Source organism: Ensifer canadensis, from assembly GCF_017488845.2.
GTDB lineage: Bacteria > Pseudomonadota > Alphaproteobacteria > Rhizobiales > Rhizobiaceae > Ensifer > Ensifer canadensis.
Window position 1 is genome coordinate 241,376 of the sequence record NZ_CP083371.1, and the last position, 22,984, is coordinate 264,359.

The following is a 22,984-nucleotide window of genomic DNA, read 5'->3' on the forward strand; positions in this document are numbered from 1 at the left end:
GCAATGATTTCTTATGGCCTCCGACACGTGAAGCGTTGGTGCGGGATGCCGCCCGCGACGGACCGGAAGCTCGGCCCTGCCGATGCCGACGAGACTTGAAAGTGGAGGAAATACGCGTGAACAAAACCGAAGCCGTTCACTATGCCAAAGTGCGCGCCATCTTTGATATCCTGAACGGAAAGAAGGTGGCGGATCTCCTTCTGAAGAACCTGAGCATTCTCGATGTGCACGGCGAGACCGTCTATCAGGGATCCATCCTCGTCTATGACAAACGCATCGTCGCGCTCAATCCCGATGAGACAATCCTGAAGGTGAAGGACGTTTTCGATGGCAAGGGGCTCTATGCTATCCCCGGCCTGATTGATGCGCATCTGCATTTCGAATCCCAGCTGGCGCATCCGACGGCACTGGCCGAGGCCTTGGTTCCCTGCGGCACCACGACGATCTATGCCGAATGCCTGGATCTGCTGAGTGCAGCGGGCGACGAAGGGGTTGAGGCGGCCGAAAACCTGTTTAAGGACTACGACAAGCTGCCTTACCGGCTCTATGCGTTTGCGCCGGGTAAGAAGACGGCCGCCTCCATCACCGAGGCGGTCTTGAAGATGGAACCGGTCATCGGTCTCGGTGAATTCGAACACTTCACCTATAGCTCGGGCGATGACGACGATTTCCGCAAGGCCGCCTGGGTGCGCGCCAAGGGCGGCTTCATGAACGGCCACTGGGGCGTGACCGCGCTGTCCGACATGGTCCTGAACTATCTGCCGGCGATCGGCGTGTCGAACAATCACGACGTCTGGAACGAGAAGGACATCGAAAAGAGCATTCGCTACGGTTTTCCGACGCACATCAAGTTCGGAGTCGGCAGCAGCGAGGTGATCAAGGTGCTGCTGCGCGCTATCGTCGACCGCAAGTGGCCGACCGACAATTTCATGCTGTGCACCGACAACATTTCCGTCGAGCGCCTGCTGACGATGGGGCACATGGACTGGATCATCTCTCTCTGCGCCGAGATGGGGTTCAACCCGATCCATGCGATCAAGATGGCAACCTACAACACGGCGAGGTCGTTCCACATGGAAGACCGGATCGGCTCGCTCACCCCCGGCCGGTTTGCCGACATCGTCCTGACCGACAGCCTGTCGAAGATCAACCCGCTCTACGTCTTCAAGGACGGCGAACTGGTGGCAAAGGATCGCAAGCTGCTCACGAACGCCGACATCGACTATTCCGGCATGTGCAAAAAAGGCGTTCCGGGTCTCGATGACCTGACGCCCGATCAGCTCGACATCGTGCCGCTTGAACTCTCCGAGGATGGCAGCCGGGCCAAGGTCTACCTGTTTGATGTCTACGGCCGCGGACATGCGAAATTCTACCAGGAAGTCTGGGTGCCGATGAAGGACGGCAAGGTTGTCGCCGAGCATGAGGGGGTGAAACTGAGCCGGCTGTCGGTGGTCCAGCGCTATGCCGATGGCCAGCGCCACGTCGTCAGCGGCCTGTTCAAGGGGGTTCATGTGGATCGCGGTGCTGTCGCCACCTTCTGGCCGGCGCCAAAACCCTACTTCGTCGTCGTCGGGCAGGACAGCGCAGAAATGTGCCATTGCCTCAAGCAGGTCGACACCCATGCCGGTGCCTGCATCGTCACCGAGGACCAGGTGGAGAAGGCCGTGATGCCGCTGGAGATTTATGGCGTGATGGCGAACCTGACTGTGGATGAACTGACAACCAGCGCCAGCGCCATCGACACCGCGCTTGAGGCCTTGGGCAACCGCAACGAAGGCGAGCCGGTGGTCAACAAGCTCCTGAGCCTGTTCATCTCGTTGCACCGGTTCCGGTTCATGAACTAGGGATGCACTTGCGAGGCGTACGCGATGGAAAATGTCGGTGGGCAGGACGCCCGCCGGCAGGGGGAGACGATGGATGAACCGAAGATCGTGATCGCGGCACGTCCAAATGCACTGAACCGAAGCCCGGACGCCGGAGACCGGCGCGGCCGTGGGTGGTGAGAGGCCCACGTAGAAACCATGGGAGGGACGACCAATGGACCATAATGCGGCGGAAGCCGAAATCGTCGATACCGGCAGCCTGACCAGGCGCTGGATCATGTATGTGGTCGGCATCTACGTGCTGACCTTCGGCGTCAGCCTGGCGATCCGGGCAGGGATCGGCATCTCGCCGCAAAGCAGCCTGACGCGGACGATGACCCTGGTCTACCCGCCGTTGAGCCAAGGGACCTACAACTTCGCCCTTGAACTGATCATGCTGTTCCTGACCTATCTGGTCCTGCCTAAGGACTTCACGTTGAAGAACTTCGCATCCCTGATCCCGGCCTTCGTGCTCGCCGTGTTCCTGGATCTCAACCTTGGCATGACCGAATTCATCAAGCTCGATCTCTACCCGGCGCGCGTGGCGCTTCTGGTCTTTGCCGATGCGGCGCTGGCGTTCGGTCTGTTCCTGATGATCCGTGCCAATCTTGTGCTGATGCCGATCGACATGTTCGTCAACACGATCTTCAAGCGCACGGGCTGGAAGTGGGGGAACATCAAGACCGGCTTTGATTGCACTCTCTTGGTCCTGTCTGCCTGTATCGGTCTGCTCTTCCTCAGCGAGATCAAGTTCATTCGCGAGGGTACGATCCTGAACGCGATTCTGGTGGGTCAATACATCAAGCTGTACTTCTTCCTGTTCAAGAAGTTGGAGGCCAGGAAAGCCGTGCCGTCAGCGAAAAGGCTGGAACCGGCCGCCAAATAGGGCGTACTGACGGACGCAAAAAAGAGCAGGACTCTCCAGATCGGAGAGTCCTGTTTTCACTGTAAGCTAAGGCTTACAATTACACTTCCTTGAAACCCAATGACGTGCCGGGGAGATAAAGCGAAATCGGCCGGATCTCATAGGTGGCCGTCGGGTTGGCGCGACGCAGATCACGGGCTGCCGCAACGGCTGCCTCAAGCGTTGGAAAATCCACGACGTAGAGACCGAGCAATTGTTCCTTGGTTTCGGCAAAGGGGCCGTCGATGACAATGCCCTCGCCTTTGCCTCGCAGCGTCACTGCATGTTGGGTGGGGCCGAGCCGGGCGGCGGGGCCCAAGGATTTTTCCCGCACGAGGCGATCATTGACCTGGAGCAGGTCGGTCATCAGCGCCGTGTCTTCCTCCTCGGTCCAGGATTCGACCACTCCCTTTTCGTGATAGGCGAGGATGGCGTAATACATCAAATCATCTCCCTTGCGCGTTTTCGGTTTTCGCTCAGCCAAGCAACCATCGGGACGTATTTGGGTGAGTGCCGCCGCGAATATATGGCCGGATCGGCGCGCAGACTATGGGCATGCACGTTTCAATTGAAGGAACGGTTCGAGGCGAAAGCGCTCACACTTCAACAAACTGTCGCACAGGAGGGGTATCGGAGACCGCGAAGCAATCTTGACGTCCGCGCCCGCCCATGACGGCGCCGACGTTTGATGGGTATGACATGCGCACGTCTCGCATACTGGCCGGATTGATCGAACGACACGACGAGCTGGAGCTCAAGCTCGATTTTCTCGCGTGCACCAGCACCGCTCTTAGCGATGATGGCACTCTTGCCGAGTTGCGACACACGCTCAAGGAAATCAGGCGAGATATTGCCCGCAACAGAACCCGTTGTCGCTGACGTTCATCAGCGCGGACCTTGATGCTGGCGCAGGCGCCTCGCTGTGTCATCGCCAAACGGCGAGAGCACGCAGCACGTTGTCGGCGCTGCGTACTTTCGACCCATATTGTGCAGGCGGGATACTGCCTTCACCGAGAGCGCATCTGGTTTCGACGAGGTAGCAGAAACGCTCTATCTCTTTGTTTTTGCACATTTCCAGGAAAACCGCCTCGCACTTTTCCTGGCTTTAGTCCGTGTGTTTGACAATGGCCGGGATGATGATACCCCAATCGGCCCTGTGAAGTTCATGCCCGCCGCCGGCGATCGGAAGATATTCGGAGCCGGCCACAACTTCGGCAATGGCCATCCCATGCTCGACCGAGAAGATTGGGTCGGTGGTGCCATGGATTACCAGCAGCGGCGCTTCGAGCGATTTGAGCTTGCCTTTGACAGTTTCGCCGCCCTGAAGCATGAAGTGGTTCGTGGCGGAGAGTAGCCCGCCCGAGCGATCATGATCCCGCTCGATGAAGGCACGGATCCGGTTCGCGTCATGGGGGTGGGCTGTGCTCGCGACCATGCGGGCGTCCTTCGTCATGAAATCGATCACTTGTGTCCGATCCGACCAGTCAACGCTTTCGTCGGCAGCGACGTGTTCCATATAGTCAGCGCTTATCGGTGGAAGCTCAAGCTCGAGTCCGGAGCGGACAACGCCAGGATCTGAGCGATCATGCCGCCGAGCGACATGCCGACGAGGTGAGCCGATGCAATGCCATAGGCGTCGAGCACGGCAACTGCATCACCGGCCATGTCCTCCATCGAATAGGGAGGATTGCCGGGGGCATATTTGGTGGAAAGCCCCGTATCGCGGTTGTCGTAGCGGATGACATAGCGCCCGCTTGCCGCCAGCTTGCGGCAGAATTCGTCGGGCCACCACATCATCGAGGCCATCGCACCCATGATCAAAAGCACCGGCGGCGCTAAGGGATCGCCAAAGGTCCCCGTGGCGATGGTGACGCCGTTGCCGCCTACGACATTCTTGGACGTTTCATCGGCCATGGCCCTGCTCCTCGCTGTTCCACCAGTGGCGGCCAGGGCTGCTGCCGCGAGCAGGAACTGGCGTCGGCGATGTAGGTATCTACAGCGCCGCGCGGCATATTAGACGCGCAAAGGTCGCTGTAGCACTTTGAATGGCTGCATGCTTTCATCCTTAAATCGAATGGGATTTAAGGAAACAGCGTGCTTTTCATCGTCGGCTCCCTCGCGACATCTAACGTCGGCATGGGCAGACACTACGGCTCCCGACCTTCTCGCTCGAGAGAGGAACTGGCCAAAATAGGGGCATTCGTGCCAGAGCGCTGTAAGTCGCGCAGCTTTTGTTAGGTCGCGTCTAGACCGGCGGGTCCACGAGGCTCTGATGGCGGAAGGCACGGGCGTCGCAGACGCCGCGTAACGGGGCGCTTGGCCGACAACCGGCTGGCGGCCACGTCGATCACTGCGTTGTTGAAACGGTCGGGCAGTTATCGCCGTAAAACGACCGGGTGGGGAACCCGGTCGTGTTTGGTCCGCGCCTTTTGATCGAGCAGGCTAGTCGACCAGGGCGCAGCCCAGCCGCTCGAGTTCCCGGTCCACCCAGGACCTGTCCATCGTTCCAGAAAGCGTCGCCGCCATCTGCTTGGCCTCGGCATCCTGTTTGGCCCGGGTTGCCTTGAGGACCGCTTCGGCATCCGCCTTCGGCACGCAGACGATACCATCGATGTCGCCGAGCATCAGGTCGCCCGGATTGATGACCATTCCGGCGATGGAAATCTGGAAGCCGATCTCGCCCGGTCCCGTACGATAAGGGCCGCGATGGGTGACGCCAAGCGCATAGAGCGGCAAGGGCTGGGCGCGGATGGCTTCGGCGTCGCGGATCGCGCCGTTGAGGACGAAGCCGGCGACGCCCCGCTTGACCGCATGCGCCAGCATCAGTTCACCCATCAGCGCATTGGTCGTGTCGCCGCCGGCATCGACGACGATCACGTCGCCCGGTGCCGCCATGTCGATCGCCTTGTGCAGCATCAGGTTGTCGCCCGGGCAGGTCTTGACCGTCAGCGCCGGGCCGGCGAGCACGCCGCCGCTATGCATCGGGCGTAGCCGATCACCGCCGGCGACAAGCCGCGACATGCTGTCGGACACGTTGGCGACGGGCAGGACGCGGAAGGCCTCGACATAGGAAGCGTCGATACGCTTCATGCTGTTCTTTACTCTGAAACCGATGGGCATGTGGTCTTCCTTCTGGAACTCTCGAGCGTTTCCGGTTTAGGCGGGTCGTAGAAACGCTCTATCTCGTTGTTTTCATGCATTTCCCGGCGGAAATCCGCCTCGCGTTTCCCGGGAAAGCTTCAGGCGGTCGCCTTGCGCAGGCCGAGGCTCTGCGGAGTCGCAAGGCTGAAGGCATCAGGCGCTTGGCCGTTGAGGACGCTGATGATGTGGCGCGCGGCAATTTCGGCCATCGCTTTCGATGAGCCGTGGGTGACGCCACCGATGTGGGGCGTCGCCAGCACCAGCGGCGAGGCCCAGAGCGGGTTGTCGGCAGCCGGCGGTTCGGCTGCGAAGCTGTCGAGCGCGGCACCCGCTATACGCCTGTCGCGCAGGGCGACGGCGAGCGCCGCCTCGTCGATGATGCCGCCGCGGGCGGTGTTGACGATGAAGGACGTCGGCTTCATCAGCGCCAGGCGACGGGCATCGATCAGGTGGCGAGTCTCCGCCGTCAAAGGGCAATGCAGGCTGACGATGTCGGCGCGGGCGACAAGCTCGTCGACGTCGTCGATGGCGGTTATGTTCCCCTGAGCGAGTGTCGCTGCGGCATGCGGATCGTAGACGATGACGTCCATGCCGAGTGCGTGCGCCATGGCCGCTGTCTCGCGGCCGATCGAGCCATAGCCGATGAGGCCCATGAGGGTGCCGGCGATGTCGCGCCCCATGAAGGTCGGTTTCGGCCATTGGCCGCCTTTGACCGCCGCGGTCAGCGGTGCGATCTCCTTGATCAGCGCCAGCGAAAGCGCGATCGTGTGTTCGGCGACTGCGCGCGCGTTCGAGCCCATCGAGCGCAACACGGGTATGCCGCGATCGGCGGCGGCCTGGATATCGACATTGTCGACGCCGACGCCATGTTTGACGATGACTTTCAGCTTCGGGGACGCGGCTATGACGGCCTCGTTGATCTGGCCCTGGCGGACCATGATTGCGTCGACGCCGAGATCGGCGGCGCGTGCGGCAACGACATCGGGGGCGTCGTAGGGTGGAGAAAAGAAGACGTCGCAGTCATGGGCGTTGAGCAGCGCGACGGCGCTCTCGGCAATCCTGTTGTGGGTTACAAGGACGCGCCATTTGCGGTTTGTATGGCTCTCGGCAGTCGGGAAATCGGACACTCTGTTCTCCAGGATAGATGGGGGTGCCGGACAATCGGATCAGCCGGAGGAGCGGGCGATCAATGCGCGAGCGCGCGTGACGATCGGCAGGTCGACGAATTTGCCTTCGAAGGTGAAGGCGCCGATCCCGGCCTGCGCGGCGGCATCAGCAGCGGCGATCAGGCGGCGGGCGCGGTCGAGTTCTTCCGCGGAAGGCGCGAAGCCGTCGTTCAGCAGCGAGACCACGCTCGGGTGAATGCAGGTGGCGCCGTCGAAACCGAAGTCCTTGGCTTCACTGATGGCTGCGGCCAATGCCGTCTTGTCGGCATAGTCGGCCGTGCTGCGCAGCAGGCCGAAGGAGAGGACGCCGGCGGCCTTCGCGGCGTAGTGGATCATCAGCTTCGGTATGCGCAAAACCTCAGGCGTCGGCTGGGCGCCCATGGATGTCGCAAGGTCCTCGCCACCAGCCGACAAGGCGAAGACCCGCGGGCCTGTGGCGATCGACGTGGCGTTGAGCAATCCCGCGGGATCTTCGATCAGCGGCGCAAACCGCATCGGCGGCCGGTTCGCGGCCGATTCCAGCGGCTCCAGGTGCCGATCGAGTTGATGCAGGACTTCAGGCGAAGACACCTTGGGAATGTAGAGCGCCAGTGCGCCGGCCTCGCAGGCCGCACTGGCGTCGGCCAGCATCGTCGTTTCGTCATGGGTGTTGATCCGCACGATCACCGCAGCGCCCCTCTGGCCAACCATCGGCACGGTTCGGGCAAGGGCCGCCCTTGCCGCGTCCTTCTCGTTGGCGGCGACCGCGTCCTCGAGGTCGATGATAATGGCATCGGCGCCGCGTTCGTGGGCCTTTTCCAGAAAGCGGGGCGAACTGCCGGGAACATAAAGTAGCGAGCGCAGCATCATTCGGTTCTTCCCCCCATGATCAGGTCGATTTCGTCGGTCGACAGGCCGACTTCGTTGAGGACGTCGCGGGTGTTTTCGCCAAGCGCCGGTGCCGGGTTGCGCCAGACGCCGGGGGTCGCCGACATCCGCGGCAGGATGTTGTGCATGGGCAGGGACCCGTGCTCACGATCCTCCACTTCGGTAAAAACCTCGCGCTCGATGAAATGCGCGTCGCTGAAGGCATCGGCGATGTTGTAGACCGGCCCGACCGTTGCACCGGCCCGGCGCATGACGTCGAGTGCATCGTCGCGCTCCCTCGTCGCAAACCAGGCACTGACGGCCTCGTCGACCAGCGGCCGGTTGCGGACCCGGTCGGTATTGGTGGCAAAGCGCGGATCGGTGATCATTTCGGGACGGCCGATGATCTCGAAGATACGTTTGGCAACCGCCTGGGTGGAGCCGGACAGCGCGACGTATTTGCCGTCGGCGCATCGATAGACGTTGCGTGGCGATGTCGTGTTGGAGCCACTGCCGACCCGTTCCTTGATCTTGCCGGTCGTCTTGTAGATCGCGGCCTCCGGTCCGAGCACCGAGAACATCGGCTCCAGCAGCGACAGGTCGATGACCTGCCCGCGCGCCGTGCCGCGCTGGCGCGCCAGCAGCGCCATGCTGACAGCCGAAGATCCGTAGATGCCGGCGATCATGTCGGCGAGTGCCAACGGCGGCAGTACCGGTTCCCGATCGGGAAAGCCGGTGCGGGCGGCAAATCCGCTCATCGCTTCCACCAGCGTGCCGAACCCCGGCAGGGTGGCGTAAGGACCGGTCTGACCGAAGCCGGAAATGCGCACGACGATCAGGTCGGGATTGCTGGCAAGCAGCGTCTCCGGCGCCATGCCCATCTCCTCGAGCGTGCCCGGGCGGAAGTTCTCGATGAACACATCCGCCGTGTCGAGCAGCTTGAGCATGGCACCCATCGCAGCCGGTTCGCGAAGGTTGAGCATGACCGAGCGCTTGTTGCGGCCATAGGTCTTCCAATAGAGCGAGCTTCCGCCGTCGCGCCAGTCGCGCAAGGGGTCGCCGACCGGCGGCTCCACCTTGATGACGTCGGCACCGAAATCGCCGAGCTGCAGCGACAGCATGTTGCCCGCGACCAGCCGCGACAGATCGACGACGCGAATGCCGTCAAGCGGGCCTTTGGCGGCGGCGTCGAAGCTTTTGGGTTCCTTGGTCATGAGGTGCTCCGCGTTTAAGGGCTCAGGCCTGCGGCCGGGATTGCGCGGCAAACAGCGTCGAGGCTTCCGGCGGCACATAGACGAAGACATGCTTGTCGGCGACCTCGCGCGCGGTCTGGACGCGGAAGGTGCTGCCGGCGCCTGTCAGCTCGTACTGATAGACGGAGCCGAGATAGGAGCCGCCCTGAACGGTTGCCTGTACGACGTTTTCACCGGCGCTGCCGACGATCTGCAGCCGCTCCGGACGCACGGCAATCACGACTTTTTCGTCAGCACCGTTCCGGCCGGTGTTCGCCTTGATCATCGTTCCGTCTTCGAGGCGAACATTGGCGATGCCGGCGGCGCGATCGACCACGGTACCTGTCAGGAAGTTCGAGGAGCCGATGAAGTCGGCGACGAAGGCATCGGCCGGCGTCTCGTAGATTTCCTTCGGGGTGCCGAGTTGGCGGATACGCCCCGTGTCCATCACCGCGATGCGGTCGGAAACCGCAAGCGCTTCCGCCTGATCGTGGGTCACGTAGACGGTCGTGACGCCGAGACGTTCCTGAAGCTCGCGCAACCAGACACGGGCGCGCTCGCGCAGCTTCGCATCGAGGTTGGACAACGGTTCGTCAAGCAAAAGCAGGCCCGGTCGATAGACGAGTGCGCGCGCGAGCGCCACGCGCTGCTGCTGGCCGCCGGAAAGCTCGAAGGGGTAACGCTCGGCGAATTTGGCCATCTCGACCAGTTCAAGCGCTTCCTTTATGCGCTTGTCCTGCTCGGCGCGGCCGATCTTGCGCAGTTTCAGCGGGAAGGCGAGGTTTTCCGCCACCGACATATGCGGCCAAAGCGCGTAGCTTTGAAAGACGAGCCCGATGTTGCGCTGTTCCGGCGGCACCACCGTTTTGGTCTTGCCGTCGAAGAGCACGCGATTGCCCATGCGGATTGCGCCCGATGTCGCGTGGTTCAGTCCGGAAATTGCAAAAAGCGTCGTCGACTTGCCGCAGCCGGAGGGGCCGAGCAGCGTCAGGAACTCGCCCTTCGGAATGGTCAGCGAGACTTCGCTGACGGCATTGTAGGAGCCGTAGTTGATGGAGAGGTTGTCGAGGATGAGATCAGCCATAGATCTTGGCTCCCAGCAGACGGCGCGCCATGAAGACGAACAAGGCCGTGATGATGACTTGGATGGTGGCAAGGGCGGAGACGGGTCCGTTGTCGCCCTGGGCATAGAGCTGCAGCATGGTCGAGCCGATGATTTCGGAGCCCGGCTGATAGAGGAAGACCGCCGTCACATACTCCTTGAAGAAGTGGATGAAGAGCAGCGCGAAGCTGGAAAACAGCGCCGGCTTCAACAGCGGCAGGACGATGCGCGTCACCGTCGTCCACCAGTCGGCGCCGGAAATGCGCGAGGCGCGGTCAAGCTCCTCACCGATCTGCGACAGCGCCGGTGCGATCGCACCGAAGCCGATCGGAATGTAGCGCACGACAAAGGCGGCGATCAGGATCCAGATCGTGCCGCGGATCATGTCGAGGCCCGGGACCCAGACCACGGCATAGAAGAAGCCGAGGCCGGCGATGATGCCGGGCAGCGAGCGCGGGAACAGCGCGACATATTCCAGCGCGCGGCGGAAGCGGAATTCGGAACGCTTGGCGACAAGCGCGATGAGCACGACGCAGGCGGTGCCGATGATGCCGCCGAGGAAGGAGATGACGACGGAATTGAGGATCGCCCTGACATATCCCGGCTGATTGAAGATCAGCTCGAAGTTGGCAAGGGTCAGTAGCTTCCAGAACGGGACCAGCGGCGTCAGGAAGCTGACGCTGGCGCGCATGAAGATGCCCGCAAAGACGGCGACGATGGTGAAGAGCACATAGGCCGCGACGGCGGCGAATGCGACCCAGCGCCAGTGTCCGAGGTCGACGAGCGAGGGGCGGGAGGCCTTGCCGCGCACGGTGACGAAGCGACCGCTGTCCTTCATCAACCGGCCCTGCAGCCAGACGAGCAGACCGACGATCACAAGCAGCATGACCGCGCCGGCGCCGACGATGCCGTAGTCGGATTGCACCGCGGCGTTGATGCCCTGGTCATAGAGGAAGGTCGTGACGGTATGAATGCCGCTCGGGCCGCCGAAAACCAACGGGATTGCCAGCATCTCGATGCCGATGACGAAGTTCAGAACAGCGGAATAGACCATGGCCGGCCGCATCATCGGTACGGTGATGCTGATTAGCGCTCGCATCGGGCTGGCGCCGGCCGAGCGGGCAGCATCTTCCAGCTGGGCATCGGCCTTGGTGACGGCGCCGATGCACATGAGATAGGCGAGCGGCGCCTGGCTCAAGCCCGCAACGATGCTCATGCCGGTCAGGCTGTAGAGGTTCCACGGGCTGAGTCCGGTGCTCGCCTTGAAGGCGAGGGTGATATAGCCCGACGGTCCGTACATGGTGAACCAGCCGAAGGCCATGACGAGGTTGCTCACGAAAAGCGGCCAGATCAGGATCTCGCCGATCCATTTGCGTCCGGGCAGATTGGTGCGGCCGACGATGACGGCCATAACCGAGCCGAACAGCTGGGCAACGACCATCGTGACGACGGCGAAGAACAGCGTGTTGAGCACGATCTTGCCCATGCCCGCCTCGGTGAACAGGCGAACGAAGTTGCCGGCGGTGACGACGGCGTCGGGCTTGTAGAGCGGCCGGTCGAGAAAGGCCTGGAGAATAATGGGCGCAATCGGCCCGATCACCAGGATCGTGGTCAAGATGCTTACGGCCCAGAAGGTGATGGTCGACCGGTCACGCGTGGCGCTCGGTGCCGACCCTGCTGTGAGCTCGGTCATGGCAATAGTCCTCGAAAGCCGTCCGCGAACGCGAAAGACGGTCGTCAGGCTTCGTAGAGTTGAAAATGAGGGCAGAGGAACCGCCGGCCGACCGTATCGCGGCCGACGGTTGCTGAGTCGAGGCCCGTTAGTTGCCGGCCATCGCGGCGGTCCACTTGGTGGCAAAGCCCGCAGCGTCATCGATGATCGCCTTGTCGAAGCCGACGGCGATCAGGTTTTCCATGCCTACCTTGGCAGCGATCGCCTGATAGGTGTAGCGAACCTCGGCTTCTTCGACGTCCTCGCGATAAGGCGTCAGTCCGCCCTTGCCGACCTGCGTCTGGCCCTTCTGGCTGAGCAGATAGTCGACGAACAGTTTTGCCGAGTTCGGGTTGGCCGCCTCGCTCGGGATGCCGAGGCCGCGAAGCATGACCGGCGTTCCGTCATCGGGGAAGGCAAAGCCGAGGATCTCGCCGCCGGGCTGCTCCAGGCGGGGGAAGATGGTGATGCCGGAGACGGCGATGCCGACGAGATATTCGCCGGTGGCGATCTTCTCGTTCATCGGGCCGCCTGAGACTTCACCGCGGATCATCGGGCCGATTTCGCGCAAGCCCTTCCAGCCGTCGTCGCCCTTGACCTGCAGCGTCTTCCACCAGGCAGCAAGCCCAAAGGAGTTGCGGGCGGCGTCATAGGTGGTGATCTTGCCGTCGAACGTCGCCTTGTCGGCGGCTGCCGCCTTGACGAGCGAGGCGAAACCGGTCGGGCGCTGGCCCTCCGGCAGCAGGGCGGCATTGTAGGTGATGACGAGCGGGTCCGCTGACATCACGTAGATGCCCGGGTAAGGATTGGCGAAGCCCGGCAGGCGTTCGGTTTCCGGGCTGGCATAATCGAGCATGCGGCCCTCGCTGCCATAGCGTGCCCAGCGGTCGTTTGCGCCCGAGACCAGGATGTCGGCGGTGCGCGCACCGCTGCCAGCTTCGGCTTCCCAGCGGGTGTGCACGGTGCCGGAGCCGAGGTCGAGCGTCTCGATCTTGATCCAGGGATAGAGTTCGTTGAAGCCCTTGATGACAGGCTGCCAGTTGTTGTCGGCCATGTTGGAATAGACGACGAGGCCAGCTTCCTTGCGCGATGCTTCGACGATCTGGCCGTAATCGGCCGGATAGTACTCAGGCAGCTTCGGCTCCTGGGCAAAGGCGCTGGTCGAGACCATCGCCGATGCGGCCAGCAGCCAACCGGCGAGCTCTCTCTTCAAATAGGACATCAATTCCTCCCGTGGGTTTTCCCATTTTTGAAAATGCGTCGCGAGAGCTCCTCACTTGCGCGACGCGCGGCTTCGACCGTCGCCTCGGTGACGCGATCGAGATTGTTGGCGATCCGCTCGCGTGGACCGGAAATATTGACGACAGCGACGATGCGGCCATCAGGATCGCGAATGGGCGCCGCGACGCCGGCGGCACCCTCGACCCGGCCGTAGAGGTTGGCGACATAGCCTTCGAGGCGGCCGGCGCTCACGCGCTCGGCGATGGCATCCGGATCGTCTTCGGTCGGGATGGATCGGCCGAGATAGGTTTCGAGCTCCTGGTCCGTCAGGCCGGACAGTAGCATCAGTCCGCTTGCGACGTAGTGGGCGACACGCTGTGTGGCGATATCGCGGTCATAGCGGATCTCGCGCATGGGCAGGATCTTGTTGAGATAGCGGACCTGCCGGTCGTCCGTCAACACGGCGATGAAACCGGTCTCCTCGATCGCCGCCACCGTTTCGCGAAGGATCGGCTCAGCCACCCGCAGGATCGTGCCCCAGCCGCTGTTTGCCTCCGATGGCTCACCCGGCAGCCGGATCAACAGGTAGCGTCCGTCGGTCTGGCGGGTGACGTACCGGGCTTCAACAAGGGTGCGCAGCAGAAGCAGCGTGCTGCTCTTCGGCAGGGCAAGGGCCTGGACGACCTCGGCGAGCGAGACGGCTTCGCTGCGCGACGCCAGCCACTCGATCAGGTCCAAAATTCTTTCCGCGCCCCGGCCGCTCATCGTGATTTTTTCCTTGTTCAATATATTGAACGCGTGCTATATAATGAACTTACCGAGCGTGGCCGCCCTTGTCAAGGTGCGACCAGTGCTGTCGTTTCCTGTGCGCCTTGTCGTTCGCCAACGAGTGCCAGCAGGCAAAGGATAAGTTCCGGCTCTCGAAACGTCATTTCAGACCGCAACAAATCTTGAATCGTCTGATCAAACGCTCGCCTCCATTGGCGGGCACGCTCCCGTCGTGTCCGGTCTCAGATCGCGCCTCGTCAAGGTGCATGAACGACCTGGGCAGTGTTCGACTGAGGAGTGAACTATGCGTAAGCCAAAGCTTAATTCCACGGCCCATCCCGTAATCGAGCCCGGCTACAAGCCGGTGGCGCTGCCGGCGGTGCGTGCCGCTCACCTGATGCTGAAGAGCAAGCGCGATGCCGACGTGCGCCACGCACAGCGCAAGACCGCCATGCGCATCGTCAATCAGTTCGATCGTGACACCGACTGACGAACAGGCGCCCGCTTCGCACGGACGTTTCCCGAAGGCTGGATGCGCATCGTCGCAGGAGTGGTAACTTATCCGGCGATATCTGAGCGTGGGGCCGACGGCCGTCGAGCGACGGCAGTCGCTCAGTTCGCGGATACGGGCGAGACCACCTGCCAGTTTCCAAACAGCGTCAAGCCAGCGGCCTTGGCAAGAGCCACGGAGGCTCATTGTCGAGCTGGCATCTGCGGGGGAATGGACACCCGGAAAGCGCTTTGCGCCGCGTAGGGCGGGCCGTCTTGCCGCGTCTTTGCTGCGACGGCGATCAAACCTGCCGGGCGCACCATCGCGCCCGGCAGAGCCTTGGGAGGCTATCTCGTAGCCGAACCGTCGTACGCTCAGCGTGCAACCGCTTCGACGATCCGGCGGCTGGCCGAAACGATGTCCGTGTCCTGAAGCAACGCGCCGCCGATCAGATACATCACGTCTTGGCCGTAGGCTTCGCGCATCTCCGGCACACGGCTAAGATTCATGCCGCCACCTGGCGCCGGCACGATCGCCTTCGGGCCACCCATGTCGTCGGCGCAAGCCTTGGCGATCGACTGGCATTCCTCGCGAGTGAAACCGAAACGGCCGCCGAAATTGGGGTAGATTGCCGCGTCGGCGCCCATCAGGCGCTGCAAGGCGCCGTAGAAGCAACGATGGGAAAAGCCGAGATCCGGCGAGACGACGTTGGCGCCCGAAAATGCCGGGTGCGAAACGATCGGCAGGGTGAAGTTAGGATCGGACGCCAGCGTGTGGATGACGTCGTAGCCGGCCAGTGCCGGAGATATCATGACGGCGCCGGCGCCGGCTTCTTCCGCCATCTTCGCCCGTTCGAACAGCTCTTTTGACGGCGCGGTGATGTTCGGCACGAAACTCGCCTGCCCGCCACTCTTGGCATTGGCTTCGCCGACAGCGTCGACGCAGGCCGCCAGTCGCTCGGCGAATGGTGACGTCCTTTGATCGACCAATCCGTGGTCGTCCTTGACGAAATGCATGCCGCCGAGCGCGAAGTCGTGCGCGCGGCGCGCCAGTTCGGACGTAGACAATCCGACCGGCTTGATGGCCGACATCAACAGCGGTTGCGCGCCGATGCCGGCTTTTTGCCGCAGCCCGGCAATGCCATGTCGCGGACCATGGCAGAGAGCAAGGATGCCCTTGGACAGGCCGATGCCCTCGACCTTCAATCCCGGTTTGATCGAACTGTTGCCGAAGACGATGTTGAGGAATTGTAGGAAGTCGCCGCCGACATCGTCCTCGCTATAGGAAATGGTGGCGAGGTAGCCGGGGCGCCCGACCGGGTCCTGCGCGAGGGCTTCGAGCTTGCCGAGGATTTCATCCTCGACATAACCTTTGGGCACGACATCGCGCGGGATTTCGACCGTCTGTTCCAGGGCGATATCCAGCGCCCGTGCGCGCGCCTCGGCTTCATCTGCGGCCCTGACGTAATAGCTGACGGTAAACCGGGGCGCCATCAGAGCGCCTCCGCCTTCTGTGCCGAATGCACGTGGTCGAGACGAACCTCGGTCAGTTCGTCCTCGCCGATTTCGAGCGATCTGCCGGTAAGCTCCTCGATTGCCGACACCAGCGCGCCGGCATCAAGGCCGTACTTCTTCATCAGGTAAGGCTTCGAGGCGCCATGGGCAAAAGTGTCCTTCAGACCGAGGCGCTTCAGACGGACGCCAAGCCCCTCTTCGGCGAGGATCTCGGCCACCAACGATCCGAGCCCGCCGACGATGGTGTGGTTCTCGAGCGTGACGATGCCCTTCTTGCCGCGCGCAGCCTTGATCAACCCGTCGCGGTCGAACGGCTTGAGCGTCGAGGCGTGCAGGTGATGCAGCCCGATCCCGCGGGCTTCGATCGGCCGTGTCGCCCGCAGGGCCTCTTCGGTGCAGACGCCCGAGCTGACGACGAGGATGTCGTCGCCTTCCGAGAGCGTGCGCAGTTTGTTGAAGGCGAACGGCGTAGAAAAAAGCCGTGGAACTTCGCCGCGAAGGACGCGGACATAAACAGGACCGTCGATCGCATCGGCAACCTCGAGCACGGTCTCGACCTCGGTCGCGTCGCCGGTCTCGAAGATCGTCATGTTCGGCACGGCGCGCAGGACGGCGATGTCTTCGATGGCCTGGTGGGTGATACCGCCCGGCGTGGTGATGCCCGGCAGGAAGCCCATCAGCCGGACCTTGCGATTGGAATAGGCGATCGAATTGATCAACTGATCGTACGGGCGGCGGTAGAGAAAGACCGAGAAGGTGTGGATGAACGGCCGATAACCCTGCATGGCAAGCCCGCCGGCGAAGGAGAGCATGTTCTGCTCAGCCATCCCCAGCGACAGGAACTGCTCCGGATGCCGATCACGGAAACCGTCGACCTCGCAGGAAGAGGTGAGGTCAGCCGAAAGGCAAAGCACTTCCGGGCGCGCTGTCGCGAAAGCCTCGAATGCTCTCGCATAAGGGCGGTTGACGATTTCGACCATGGTCAGGCCCCTTCCATTTCATTCGGGCTCACGCCCAGTTCGACAGCCAATGCCGCCTGCATCTCAAGCCGCTCCTCGGCGCTCTTGAAGCGCACGTAATGAAGGCGGGGAAAGCGCTTCTGCAGGAAGTTCATTCCCTGGAACGGCGACGTATTGGCGAGGATGATCAGCGGCTTGCCGGGCTCGGCGCTGTTGGCCGCGTCGCGCAGGGCTTGGAGATCGTGGCCGTCGATCGAGCGGCAGGTGGCCCCGAAGGGCTCGACCCGGCCGGCGAGATCGCCGAGATCGAGAACCGAAGACATGGCGCCGTCGCATTGCTGGCGGTTGACGTCGACGACGACGCGGATGTTGTCGATCCGGTGGTGGGCCATGGCGGCAAGGCACTCCCAGGTTTGCCCCTCCTGGAATTCCCCGTCGGACATATAGACCCAGACCTTGCCTGGCTCGTTCCGTTTCTTGCGGGCAAAGGCGACGCCGGAGGCCATGGAAAGCCCCTGTGCCAGCGAGCCGGTTGTAACCTCCATGCCCGGGCTGTGTTCGGCGCCGATCATTTCGACCGAGCTTCCGTCCTTGTTGAAATGGTCGAGCGCGCTATCGTCCATACGGCCGACTTCGATGAGCGCGCTATAAATCACCAGCGCATAGTGCGCCGGCGAGATGAAGAAGCGGTCGTACTCGGGTGCTGCCGGGCCGTGATAGCCCGCGCCGGTGAAGGCCTCCGGGTTATCGGCAGAGGGCACGCCGCGAAACGGCAGCGGTACTTTGGGCAAGGTCGGCTCGCCGAGCGTCAGGATCTCGTTGTAGAGCAAGGCAAGGCTTTCGGCGGCCGAGCAGGCCTGGCTCAGATAGCCGCCGTTGTTCTTCATCGTGTGGAAGAAGACGCGGCGGCGAATGCCGAGCGCGATTTCTTCGGTGGTCTTCTGGTTTGTAAGGCTCATCGGTCAGCTCCTTTCCGGAAACAGCGCTTTGAGGCCTTCGGGCGAGGGCACGGCGACGCCGCGCTCGGTGATGAGGCCAGTGATGAGCCGGGCCGGCGTCACGTCGAAGGCCGGGTTTGCCGAAGGGCTGCCTTCTGGCGAAACGCGAACCGAGATGATCGAACCGTCGGGGCCGCGGCCCTGGACGAAGCTCACCTCGTCGCCGGTGCGCTCCTCGATCGGAATCTCCTTCACGCCGTCCTTGACCGTCCAGTCGATGGTCGGCGAAGGCAGCGCGACATAGAAGGGGACGTCGTTGTCGCTGGCGGCAAGCGCCTTCAGATAGGTGCCGATCTTGTTGCAGACATCGCCATTGGCGGTGGTGCGGTCGGTGCCGACGATCACCATGTCGACTTCGCCGTGCTGCATCAGGTGGCCGCCGGCATTGTCGACGATCAGCGTGTGCGGGACACCATGGCCGTTCAATTCCCAGGCTGTCAGCTGCGCACCCTGGTTTCGCGGCCGGGTCTCGTCGACATAGACGTGGACGGGGATGCCCGCCTCCGTCGCCATATAGATCGGCGCGGTCGCCGTTCCGTAGTCGACCGTTGCGAGCCAGCCGGCATTGCAGTGGGTGAGGATGTTGACCGGCTCGCCCGACTTCTTGGTTGCGGCGATCTCGCGGATGATCTTGAGGCCGTTGGCGCCGATCGCACGATTGAGTTCAACATCCTCCTCGGCGATTTCGGCGGCGCGCTGGTAGGCGGCCACGGCACGCTCTTCCACCGGCAGCGGACGGAGGAACTGGCGCATGGCGTCGAGCGCCCAGCGCAGGTTGATCGCCGTCGGCCGGGTTTCGTTGAGTTCCTCCCAGACCGCGTCGAGATGGCGGTCAGACGGGTCGTCGGCCATTGCGATGGCGATGCCGTAGGCGGCGGTGACGCCGATCAGCGGTGCGCCGCGCACCCACATGTCGCGGATGGCAACGGCGACGTCGGCGACGGTTTTCAGCGTGACGATCCGGAACTCATGCGGCAGCCAGCGTTGGTCGATGATGTCGACCGACCGGCCGTCGGCGTTGAGCCAAATCGTATGGTAGTGCTTTTCTCCGACTTTCACGAAAGTGTCTCCTGCTGAAGCCGTTCCGCAGTGGCGCGAATATCCCTGAGGCTCGCAATGCGATCCCGGTTGACGGCAAGATGGCGCCCGAGCTTCAGCGCCTTGCTTTCGCATTTGGCGCGGCGGCTGAGGTCGGCGATGGTTTCGAAATCGGCATTGTGGGCAAGGCCGAGGATGCGGCGCAGGATCTCCACCCCGGCAAAGCCGAGCATCTCGCGGTAGATCTCATCAAGAACGATGGTCAGCGCCTGTTCGGCGCCGAACGGGTCGTCGCGGTCTTCGAAAAGGCTCGCCTGATAGAGGATACCCTTGCGCTCGCTGCGCCACAGTGCCGAAAACTCGTCGCAGAAGGTTTGCCAGATCGTCTCTGCCGTATCCAGCAGGTAGGCGCGCATCTGATCGCGTTCGCCGGCAGCGCTCTCGTGGCCTTCCTGCGAAAAGTAGCTCATCCAGAAATTGGCGAGCAGCATACCGACATCGAAGCCGATCGGTCCGTAGAAGGCGAATTCCGGATCAATGACGCGCGTCTCGTCGTCGGTGACCATGACCGAGCCGGTATGCAGGTCGCCGTGGCAAAGGGTCTCGGCCTTGGCGGAAAAGATATGTTTTAGGCGCTGCGCTTCGACCTTCAAGTCACGGTCGCGGCGCAGCTCTTCGACCAGGCTGTCGAGATGCGGGGTCGTGTGCCGGTTCATCTCCGCCTCGAAGTAAGGATCTGAGAAAACCAGGTTCTCGGTGATATCGCAGAGTTCGACATTGTCGGCGAAAAGCGCGAGATCGGCCTTCTTGTCGCGCGTCGGCATCGAAAGATCCGAGCCGCGGAAAAGCGTGCGTGCCGCGAAGAGCCCGAGATCGCGGCCGATCTTCGGCAGCTTGCGCCCTGCAATCAGAGCGCGCCGAAGGATCACGTGCGGCGTCAGATATTCCATGATGATCATCGCCTGTTCGGCGTCGAAGAACAGGATTTCCGGCACCATGCCCGGGTCGCGCGCCGCCTGGCGGGTGAGGGCGTGGTATTCGAAGTACGAGCGCTTCAGCGGCAGGGGCCAGCGCTCACCGACGAGCCGGACATAGGGCAGCGCCTGCTTGACGATCGCCGCGCCCTTCTCGCCCGTGACGATGAAGACGAGATTGAGGTTGCCGTCGCCGACCTCCTTGACCTGCCAGCGGCCATGCTCGCCGCCGATCCTGTCGCAAAGTGCTGCGTTGCCGCTCAGTCTCAATGGCAGCGTTTCGGCGCTCAGTGCCTCGAAAACGTACTTGTCCATAGGCTCCTCCTTGTCCGCATGACCGGCCTTCGCCGCTCCTCGTCATGCTGTCGTGCCATAGGTAAGTCGGCATTCTGTCAAATGTCAATCGCCTTGACATTTGATGGATAGCCATCCTAACCTGACTTCATTGGGAGGAGAGCATGAGCGAACAAGCAGTGTTTCGCGTCGAGGGCGTGCGCAAATCCTTCGGGCCGATACCGGTTCTGAAGGGCGTCGATCTCGAATTGCGCAAGGGTGCCGTGACGGTGCTGATGGGCGCCAACGGCGCTGGAAAGTCGACACTGGTGCGCATCCTCTGCGGCGTCTACGTCGGAGACGCCGGAGCCATGCAGCTGGATGATCTCCCTTTTTCGCCGACAACACCGGCGGAGGCGATCCGTGCTGGTGTGGTGACGGTTCACCAGAACATCAATGATGGCGTCGTTGCCGACCTCGACGTCGCGACCAACCTCACGCTCGACCGGCTGAACGGCCGCGGTGCGCGCCTGTTCTTCAACCCGCGCCGGGTAAGGCGCGAGGCAGCCGTCGTTGCCGCCCGCATGGGCCTCGCCATAGATCTTTCCGCTGATATCAACGATCTGACGCTCGCCGACCGGCAGATGGTGGCGATCGCCCGCGCCATGGCGCACGAGCCGCAGGTGCTGATCCTCGACGAGCCGACGTCGTCGCTCTCGAGTGCCGAGGCCGATCGGCTGTTCGAGCTTCTCGACCGGCTGAAAGCCCGTGGGGTCGCGATCCTTTATATCTCGCACCGGATGTCCGACATCCGCAGGCTCGCCGACAGCATCGTCACCCTGCGCGACGGGCGCATAACCGGCCGCTTCGAAGGCGCGGATCTGGACTATGAGGGTGCCGTCAATGCGATGCTCGGACAGAAAGTCTCGGCAGGCGACGTGACCGTGCGCGAAGGGCTCGGTTGCGTCTTTTCTGCCCAGGGACTGAAACTTACCGACACGTCGCGTCCGTTCGATCTCAAACTGGGCGATGGAGAAATCGTCGCGGTCACGGGCCTCGTAGGCGTCGGCAAGACGGCGCTGGCCGAGACGCTCTTCGGAGCCCGCCCGCCCGCCGCCGGCCAGATGACGCTCGACGGCGCTTCCTATCGCCCGCAATCGACCGGCCAGGCGATTGCCAAGGGCGTGTTTCTGGTGGCGAAGGATCGATCCGACAGCGGCATCGTTCCCGATTTCAACATCTACGAGAATATCAGCCTGCCGTTCCTCAAGCGGCTGTCGCGCTTCGGCATAGCGAACCGCCGGTCCGAACGGGCGAAATCGCGGGCGCAGATCGCCGCCCTCGGCGTCGTCTGCCGCAGCGAGCGCGACGAAATGCAGACGCTTTCCGGCGGCAATCAGCAGAAGGTGATGGTCGGGCGGTGGCTTTCCGAGCCGTCGCGTCTCCTGATCCTCGACGAGCCTTTCCAGGGCGTCGACATCGCCGCACGCCGCGATATCGGCGCCAAACTGCGCGCCTCGGCGGCGGGTCGCGCCACTATCGTCTTCCTGACCGAACTCGACGAAGCTTTCGAGGTCGCCGACCGCATTCTGGTGATGTCGGAACACACTGTGGTCGGCGAGCATCGCAACGCTTCGGTCGACGTCGAGCGCCTCCTGCAGGAGATCGCCGGTCAACATCATCAGCAGGGACAGCCCCATGAGCAGTGAACAGATGAAACCCGCGGTGCCCGCCGCTTCCGCGTTGCCGGTGCTGCCGCCCACGGCCACGGTTGGCCTGCGCGATATCGCCATCAAATACGGTTTCCTTGTCCTTCTGGGCGGACTGGTCGTCTACTTCTCGCTGGTGACGAACGGGTTTTCCTCGCCGCAGAGCGCCGTCTTCATCCTGCAATCCGTGTCGATCACCGGCATCCTGGCGCTCGGCGTCACGGCGACGCTGGTTGTCGGCGGCTTCGACCTGTCGATCGGCTCGGTCGCGACCACGGCGATGATGGCGTCGTCCTATGTGATGGTGGTGATGGGCGGAGATGCGCTGACGGCGACGCTCGTCTGTCTGGCGATCGGCGTTCTCGTCGGGCTGATCAACGGTATCATCATCGTCTACATGCGTGTGCCGGACCTGCTCGCGACGCTCGGCATGATGTTCCTGCTGCTCGGCCTGCAGCGCATACCGACCGAGGGACGCTCTATCGCCGCCGGCATGACGCTTCCTGACGGCTCGGTCGCAACAGGCACTTTCAGCCCCGCTTTCCTGGCGCTTGGCCGCCATCGCTTCGACCTCATCCTGCCGAACCTCGTACCCGTCGCCGTCGTGGTGCTGATCGTGCTGGCGGTGCTGATCTGGTTCTTCCTCGAATACACCCGCTTCGGACGCATGATGTATGCGGTCGGCTCCAACGAGCGCGCCGCCGGCCTGGCTGGCGCTCCGGTCAACGCCTATAAGATCTCGGCCTATGTCATTTCAGGCGTCTTCGCGTCGATCGGCGGCATCCTGCTCGCCGCGCGCCTCGGCCGCGGCGACATCGCCTCGGGCAACAATCTCTTGCTCGATGCCGTCGCTGCCGCGCTGATCGGCTTTGCCGTCTTGGGGGCGGCCAAGCCGAATGCGTTCGGCACAGCGATCGGCGCGCTCTTCGTCGGCATCCTGCTCCAGGGCCTGACGATGATGAATGCACCCTATTACACGCAGGATTTCATCAAGGGCGCGGTTCTCGTCATCGCCCTGATCTTCACCTTTGCGCTCTCGAAAAGAGGCAAACGCTGACGGGAAAGCCCCGCCCGCG

At 62.7% G+C, this 22,984-nt stretch carries 20 protein-coding genes and 1 pseudogene; 6 read left to right on the plus strand and 15 right to left on the minus strand.

The window, feature by feature from the left end; genetic code table 11:
* Positions 1 to 116 precede the first annotated feature (116 nt).
* Both J3R84_RS20780 and J3R84_RS20785 read left to right on the plus strand, forming a co-directional pair.
* Positions 117 to 1,844 carry an amidohydrolase family protein gene (locus tag J3R84_RS20780; RefSeq protein WP_113569654.1) on the plus strand — a complete coding sequence of 576 codons (1,728 nt, stop codon included), beginning with the start codon at positions 117 to 119 and terminating at the stop codon, positions 1,842 to 1,844.
* A 193-nt stretch (positions 1,845 to 2,037) separates the two neighbouring features.
* Positions 2,038 to 2,748: a YczE/YyaS/YitT family protein gene (locus J3R84_RS20785; protein ID WP_057207619.1), complete on the plus strand. Its 711-nt coding sequence runs from the start codon at positions 2,038 to 2,040 to the stop codon at positions 2,746 to 2,748.
* A gap of 79 nt (positions 2,749 to 2,827) precedes the next feature.
* Here J3R84_RS20785 and J3R84_RS20790 read toward each other — a convergent pair whose 3' ends face one another.
* The gene (locus tag J3R84_RS20790; protein WP_113569652.1) at positions 2,828 to 3,208 is read right to left on the minus strand and encodes a YciI family protein; all 381 of its coding nucleotides are present in this window, start codon (positions 3,206 to 3,208) and stop codon (positions 2,828 to 2,830) included.
* A gap of 227 nt (positions 3,209 to 3,435) precedes the next feature.
* Here J3R84_RS20790 and J3R84_RS20795 point away from each other — a divergent pair, with 227 nt between their 5' ends.
* Positions 3,436 to 3,645, plus strand: coding sequence for a hypothetical protein (locus tag J3R84_RS20795; RefSeq protein WP_113569650.1), 210 nt, complete (start codon positions 3,436 to 3,438; stop codon positions 3,643 to 3,645).
* 226 nt (positions 3,646 to 3,871) lie between these two features.
* On the opposite strand, the pseudogene J3R84_RS20800 reads toward J3R84_RS20795, so the two are convergent.
* The 9 genes and pseudogenes from J3R84_RS20800 to J3R84_RS20840 form a co-directional block, all read right to left on the minus strand.
* A pseudogene (locus J3R84_RS20800) lies at positions 3,872 to 4,680 on the minus strand (alpha/beta fold hydrolase).
* 528 nt (positions 4,681 to 5,208) lie between these two features.
* Positions 5,209 to 5,886 carry an RraA family protein gene (locus J3R84_RS20805; RefSeq protein ID WP_113569648.1) on the minus strand — a complete coding sequence of 226 codons (678 nt, stop codon included), beginning with the start codon at positions 5,884 to 5,886 and terminating at the stop codon, positions 5,209 to 5,211.
* Positions 5,887 to 6,005: 119 nt separating this feature from the next.
* Positions 6,006 to 7,034 carry a hydroxyacid dehydrogenase gene (locus tag J3R84_RS20810; RefSeq protein WP_203529162.1) on the minus strand — a complete coding sequence of 343 codons (1,029 nt, stop codon included), beginning with the start codon at positions 7,032 to 7,034 and terminating at the stop codon, positions 6,006 to 6,008.
* A 39-nt stretch (positions 7,035 to 7,073) separates the two neighbouring features.
* Positions 7,074 to 7,922 (minus strand): HpcH/HpaI aldolase/citrate lyase family protein, encoded by an 849-nt coding sequence (locus J3R84_RS20815; protein WP_203529163.1) that lies wholly within the window; start codon positions 7,920 to 7,922, stop codon positions 7,074 to 7,076.
* On the minus strand, positions 7,919 to 9,133 hold the full coding sequence (locus tag J3R84_RS20820) for a CaiB/BaiF CoA transferase family protein (protein ID WP_113569644.1): 1,215 nt from the start codon (positions 9,131 to 9,133) through the stop codon (positions 7,919 to 7,921). Before J3R84_RS20820 ends, J3R84_RS20815 begins: the two co-directional genes overlap by 4 nt.
* 22 nt (positions 9,134 to 9,155) lie before the next feature.
* Complete coding sequence (locus J3R84_RS20825) at positions 9,156 to 10,235, minus strand: ABC transporter ATP-binding protein (protein ID WP_203529165.1); 1,080 nt, start codon at positions 10,233 to 10,235, stop codon at positions 9,156 to 9,158.
* Positions 10,228 to 11,946 (minus strand): ABC transporter permease, encoded by a 1,719-nt coding sequence (locus J3R84_RS20830; protein WP_057207612.1) that lies wholly within the window; start codon positions 11,944 to 11,946, stop codon positions 10,228 to 10,230. The genes J3R84_RS20825 and J3R84_RS20830 overlap by 8 nt, the downstream gene beginning before the upstream one ends.
* 127 nt (positions 11,947 to 12,073) lie before the next feature.
* Positions 12,074 to 13,186, minus strand: a complete 1,113-nt coding sequence (locus J3R84_RS20835) for an ABC transporter substrate-binding protein (RefSeq protein ID WP_203529167.1) — start codon at positions 13,184 to 13,186, stop codon at positions 12,074 to 12,076.
* On the minus strand, positions 13,186 to 13,950 hold the full coding sequence (locus J3R84_RS20840) for an IclR family transcriptional regulator (RefSeq protein WP_113569637.1): 765 nt from the start codon (positions 13,948 to 13,950) through the stop codon (positions 13,186 to 13,188). The genes J3R84_RS20835 and J3R84_RS20840 overlap by 1 nt, the downstream gene beginning before the upstream one ends.
* 307 nt (positions 13,951 to 14,257) lie before the next feature.
* Between J3R84_RS20840 and J3R84_RS20845 the strand changes: the two genes are divergently transcribed.
* Positions 14,258 to 14,443, plus strand: a complete 186-nt coding sequence (locus J3R84_RS20845; protein ID WP_057207609.1) for a hypothetical protein — start codon at positions 14,258 to 14,260, stop codon at positions 14,441 to 14,443.
* 374 nt (positions 14,444 to 14,817) lie between these two features.
* Here J3R84_RS20845 and J3R84_RS20850 read toward each other — a convergent pair whose 3' ends face one another.
* From J3R84_RS20850 to mtnK, 5 genes are read right to left on the minus strand one after another with little or no spacing between them, the layout of a single operon-like run.
* A complete protein-coding gene (locus J3R84_RS20850) occupies positions 14,818 to 15,936 on the minus strand; it encodes a RuBisCO large subunit C-terminal-like domain-containing protein (RefSeq protein ID WP_113569635.1) in 1,119 nt (372 codons plus the stop codon).
* Complete coding sequence (locus J3R84_RS20855; protein ID WP_113569633.1) at positions 15,936 to 16,937, minus strand: transketolase family protein; 1,002 nt, start codon at positions 16,935 to 16,937, stop codon at positions 15,936 to 15,938. Before J3R84_RS20855 ends, J3R84_RS20850 begins: the two co-directional genes overlap by 1 nt.
* A gap of 2 nt (positions 16,938 to 16,939) precedes the next feature.
* Positions 16,940 to 17,875: a transketolase gene (locus tag J3R84_RS20860; RefSeq protein WP_113569631.1), complete on the minus strand. Its 936-nt coding sequence runs from the start codon at positions 17,873 to 17,875 to the stop codon at positions 16,940 to 16,942.
* A gap of 3 nt (positions 17,876 to 17,878) precedes the next feature.
* Positions 17,879 to 18,973 carry an S-methyl-5-thioribose-1-phosphate isomerase gene (gene mtnA / locus J3R84_RS20865; RefSeq protein WP_203529169.1) on the minus strand — a complete coding sequence of 365 codons (1,095 nt, stop codon included), beginning with the start codon at positions 18,971 to 18,973 and terminating at the stop codon, positions 17,879 to 17,881.
* Positions 18,970 to 20,241, minus strand: coding sequence for an S-methyl-5-thioribose kinase (gene mtnK, locus J3R84_RS20870; RefSeq protein WP_203529171.1), 1,272 nt, complete (start codon positions 20,239 to 20,241; stop codon positions 18,970 to 18,972). The genes mtnA and mtnK overlap by 4 nt, the downstream gene beginning before the upstream one ends.
* 143 nt (positions 20,242 to 20,384) lie before the next feature.
* Here mtnK and J3R84_RS20875 point away from each other — a divergent pair, with 143 nt between their 5' ends.
* Together J3R84_RS20875 and J3R84_RS20880 are read left to right on the plus strand one after the other, a co-directional pair.
* Positions 20,385 to 21,908 (plus strand): sugar ABC transporter ATP-binding protein, encoded by a 1,524-nt coding sequence (locus J3R84_RS20875; RefSeq protein ID WP_107028123.1) that lies wholly within the window; start codon positions 20,385 to 20,387, stop codon positions 21,906 to 21,908.
* On the plus strand, positions 21,898 to 22,965 hold the full coding sequence (locus J3R84_RS20880; RefSeq protein ID WP_113569627.1) for an ABC transporter permease: 1,068 nt from the start codon (positions 21,898 to 21,900) through the stop codon (positions 22,963 to 22,965). The genes J3R84_RS20875 and J3R84_RS20880 overlap by 11 nt, the downstream gene beginning before the upstream one ends.
* Positions 22,966 to 22,984: the final 19 nt, after the last annotated feature.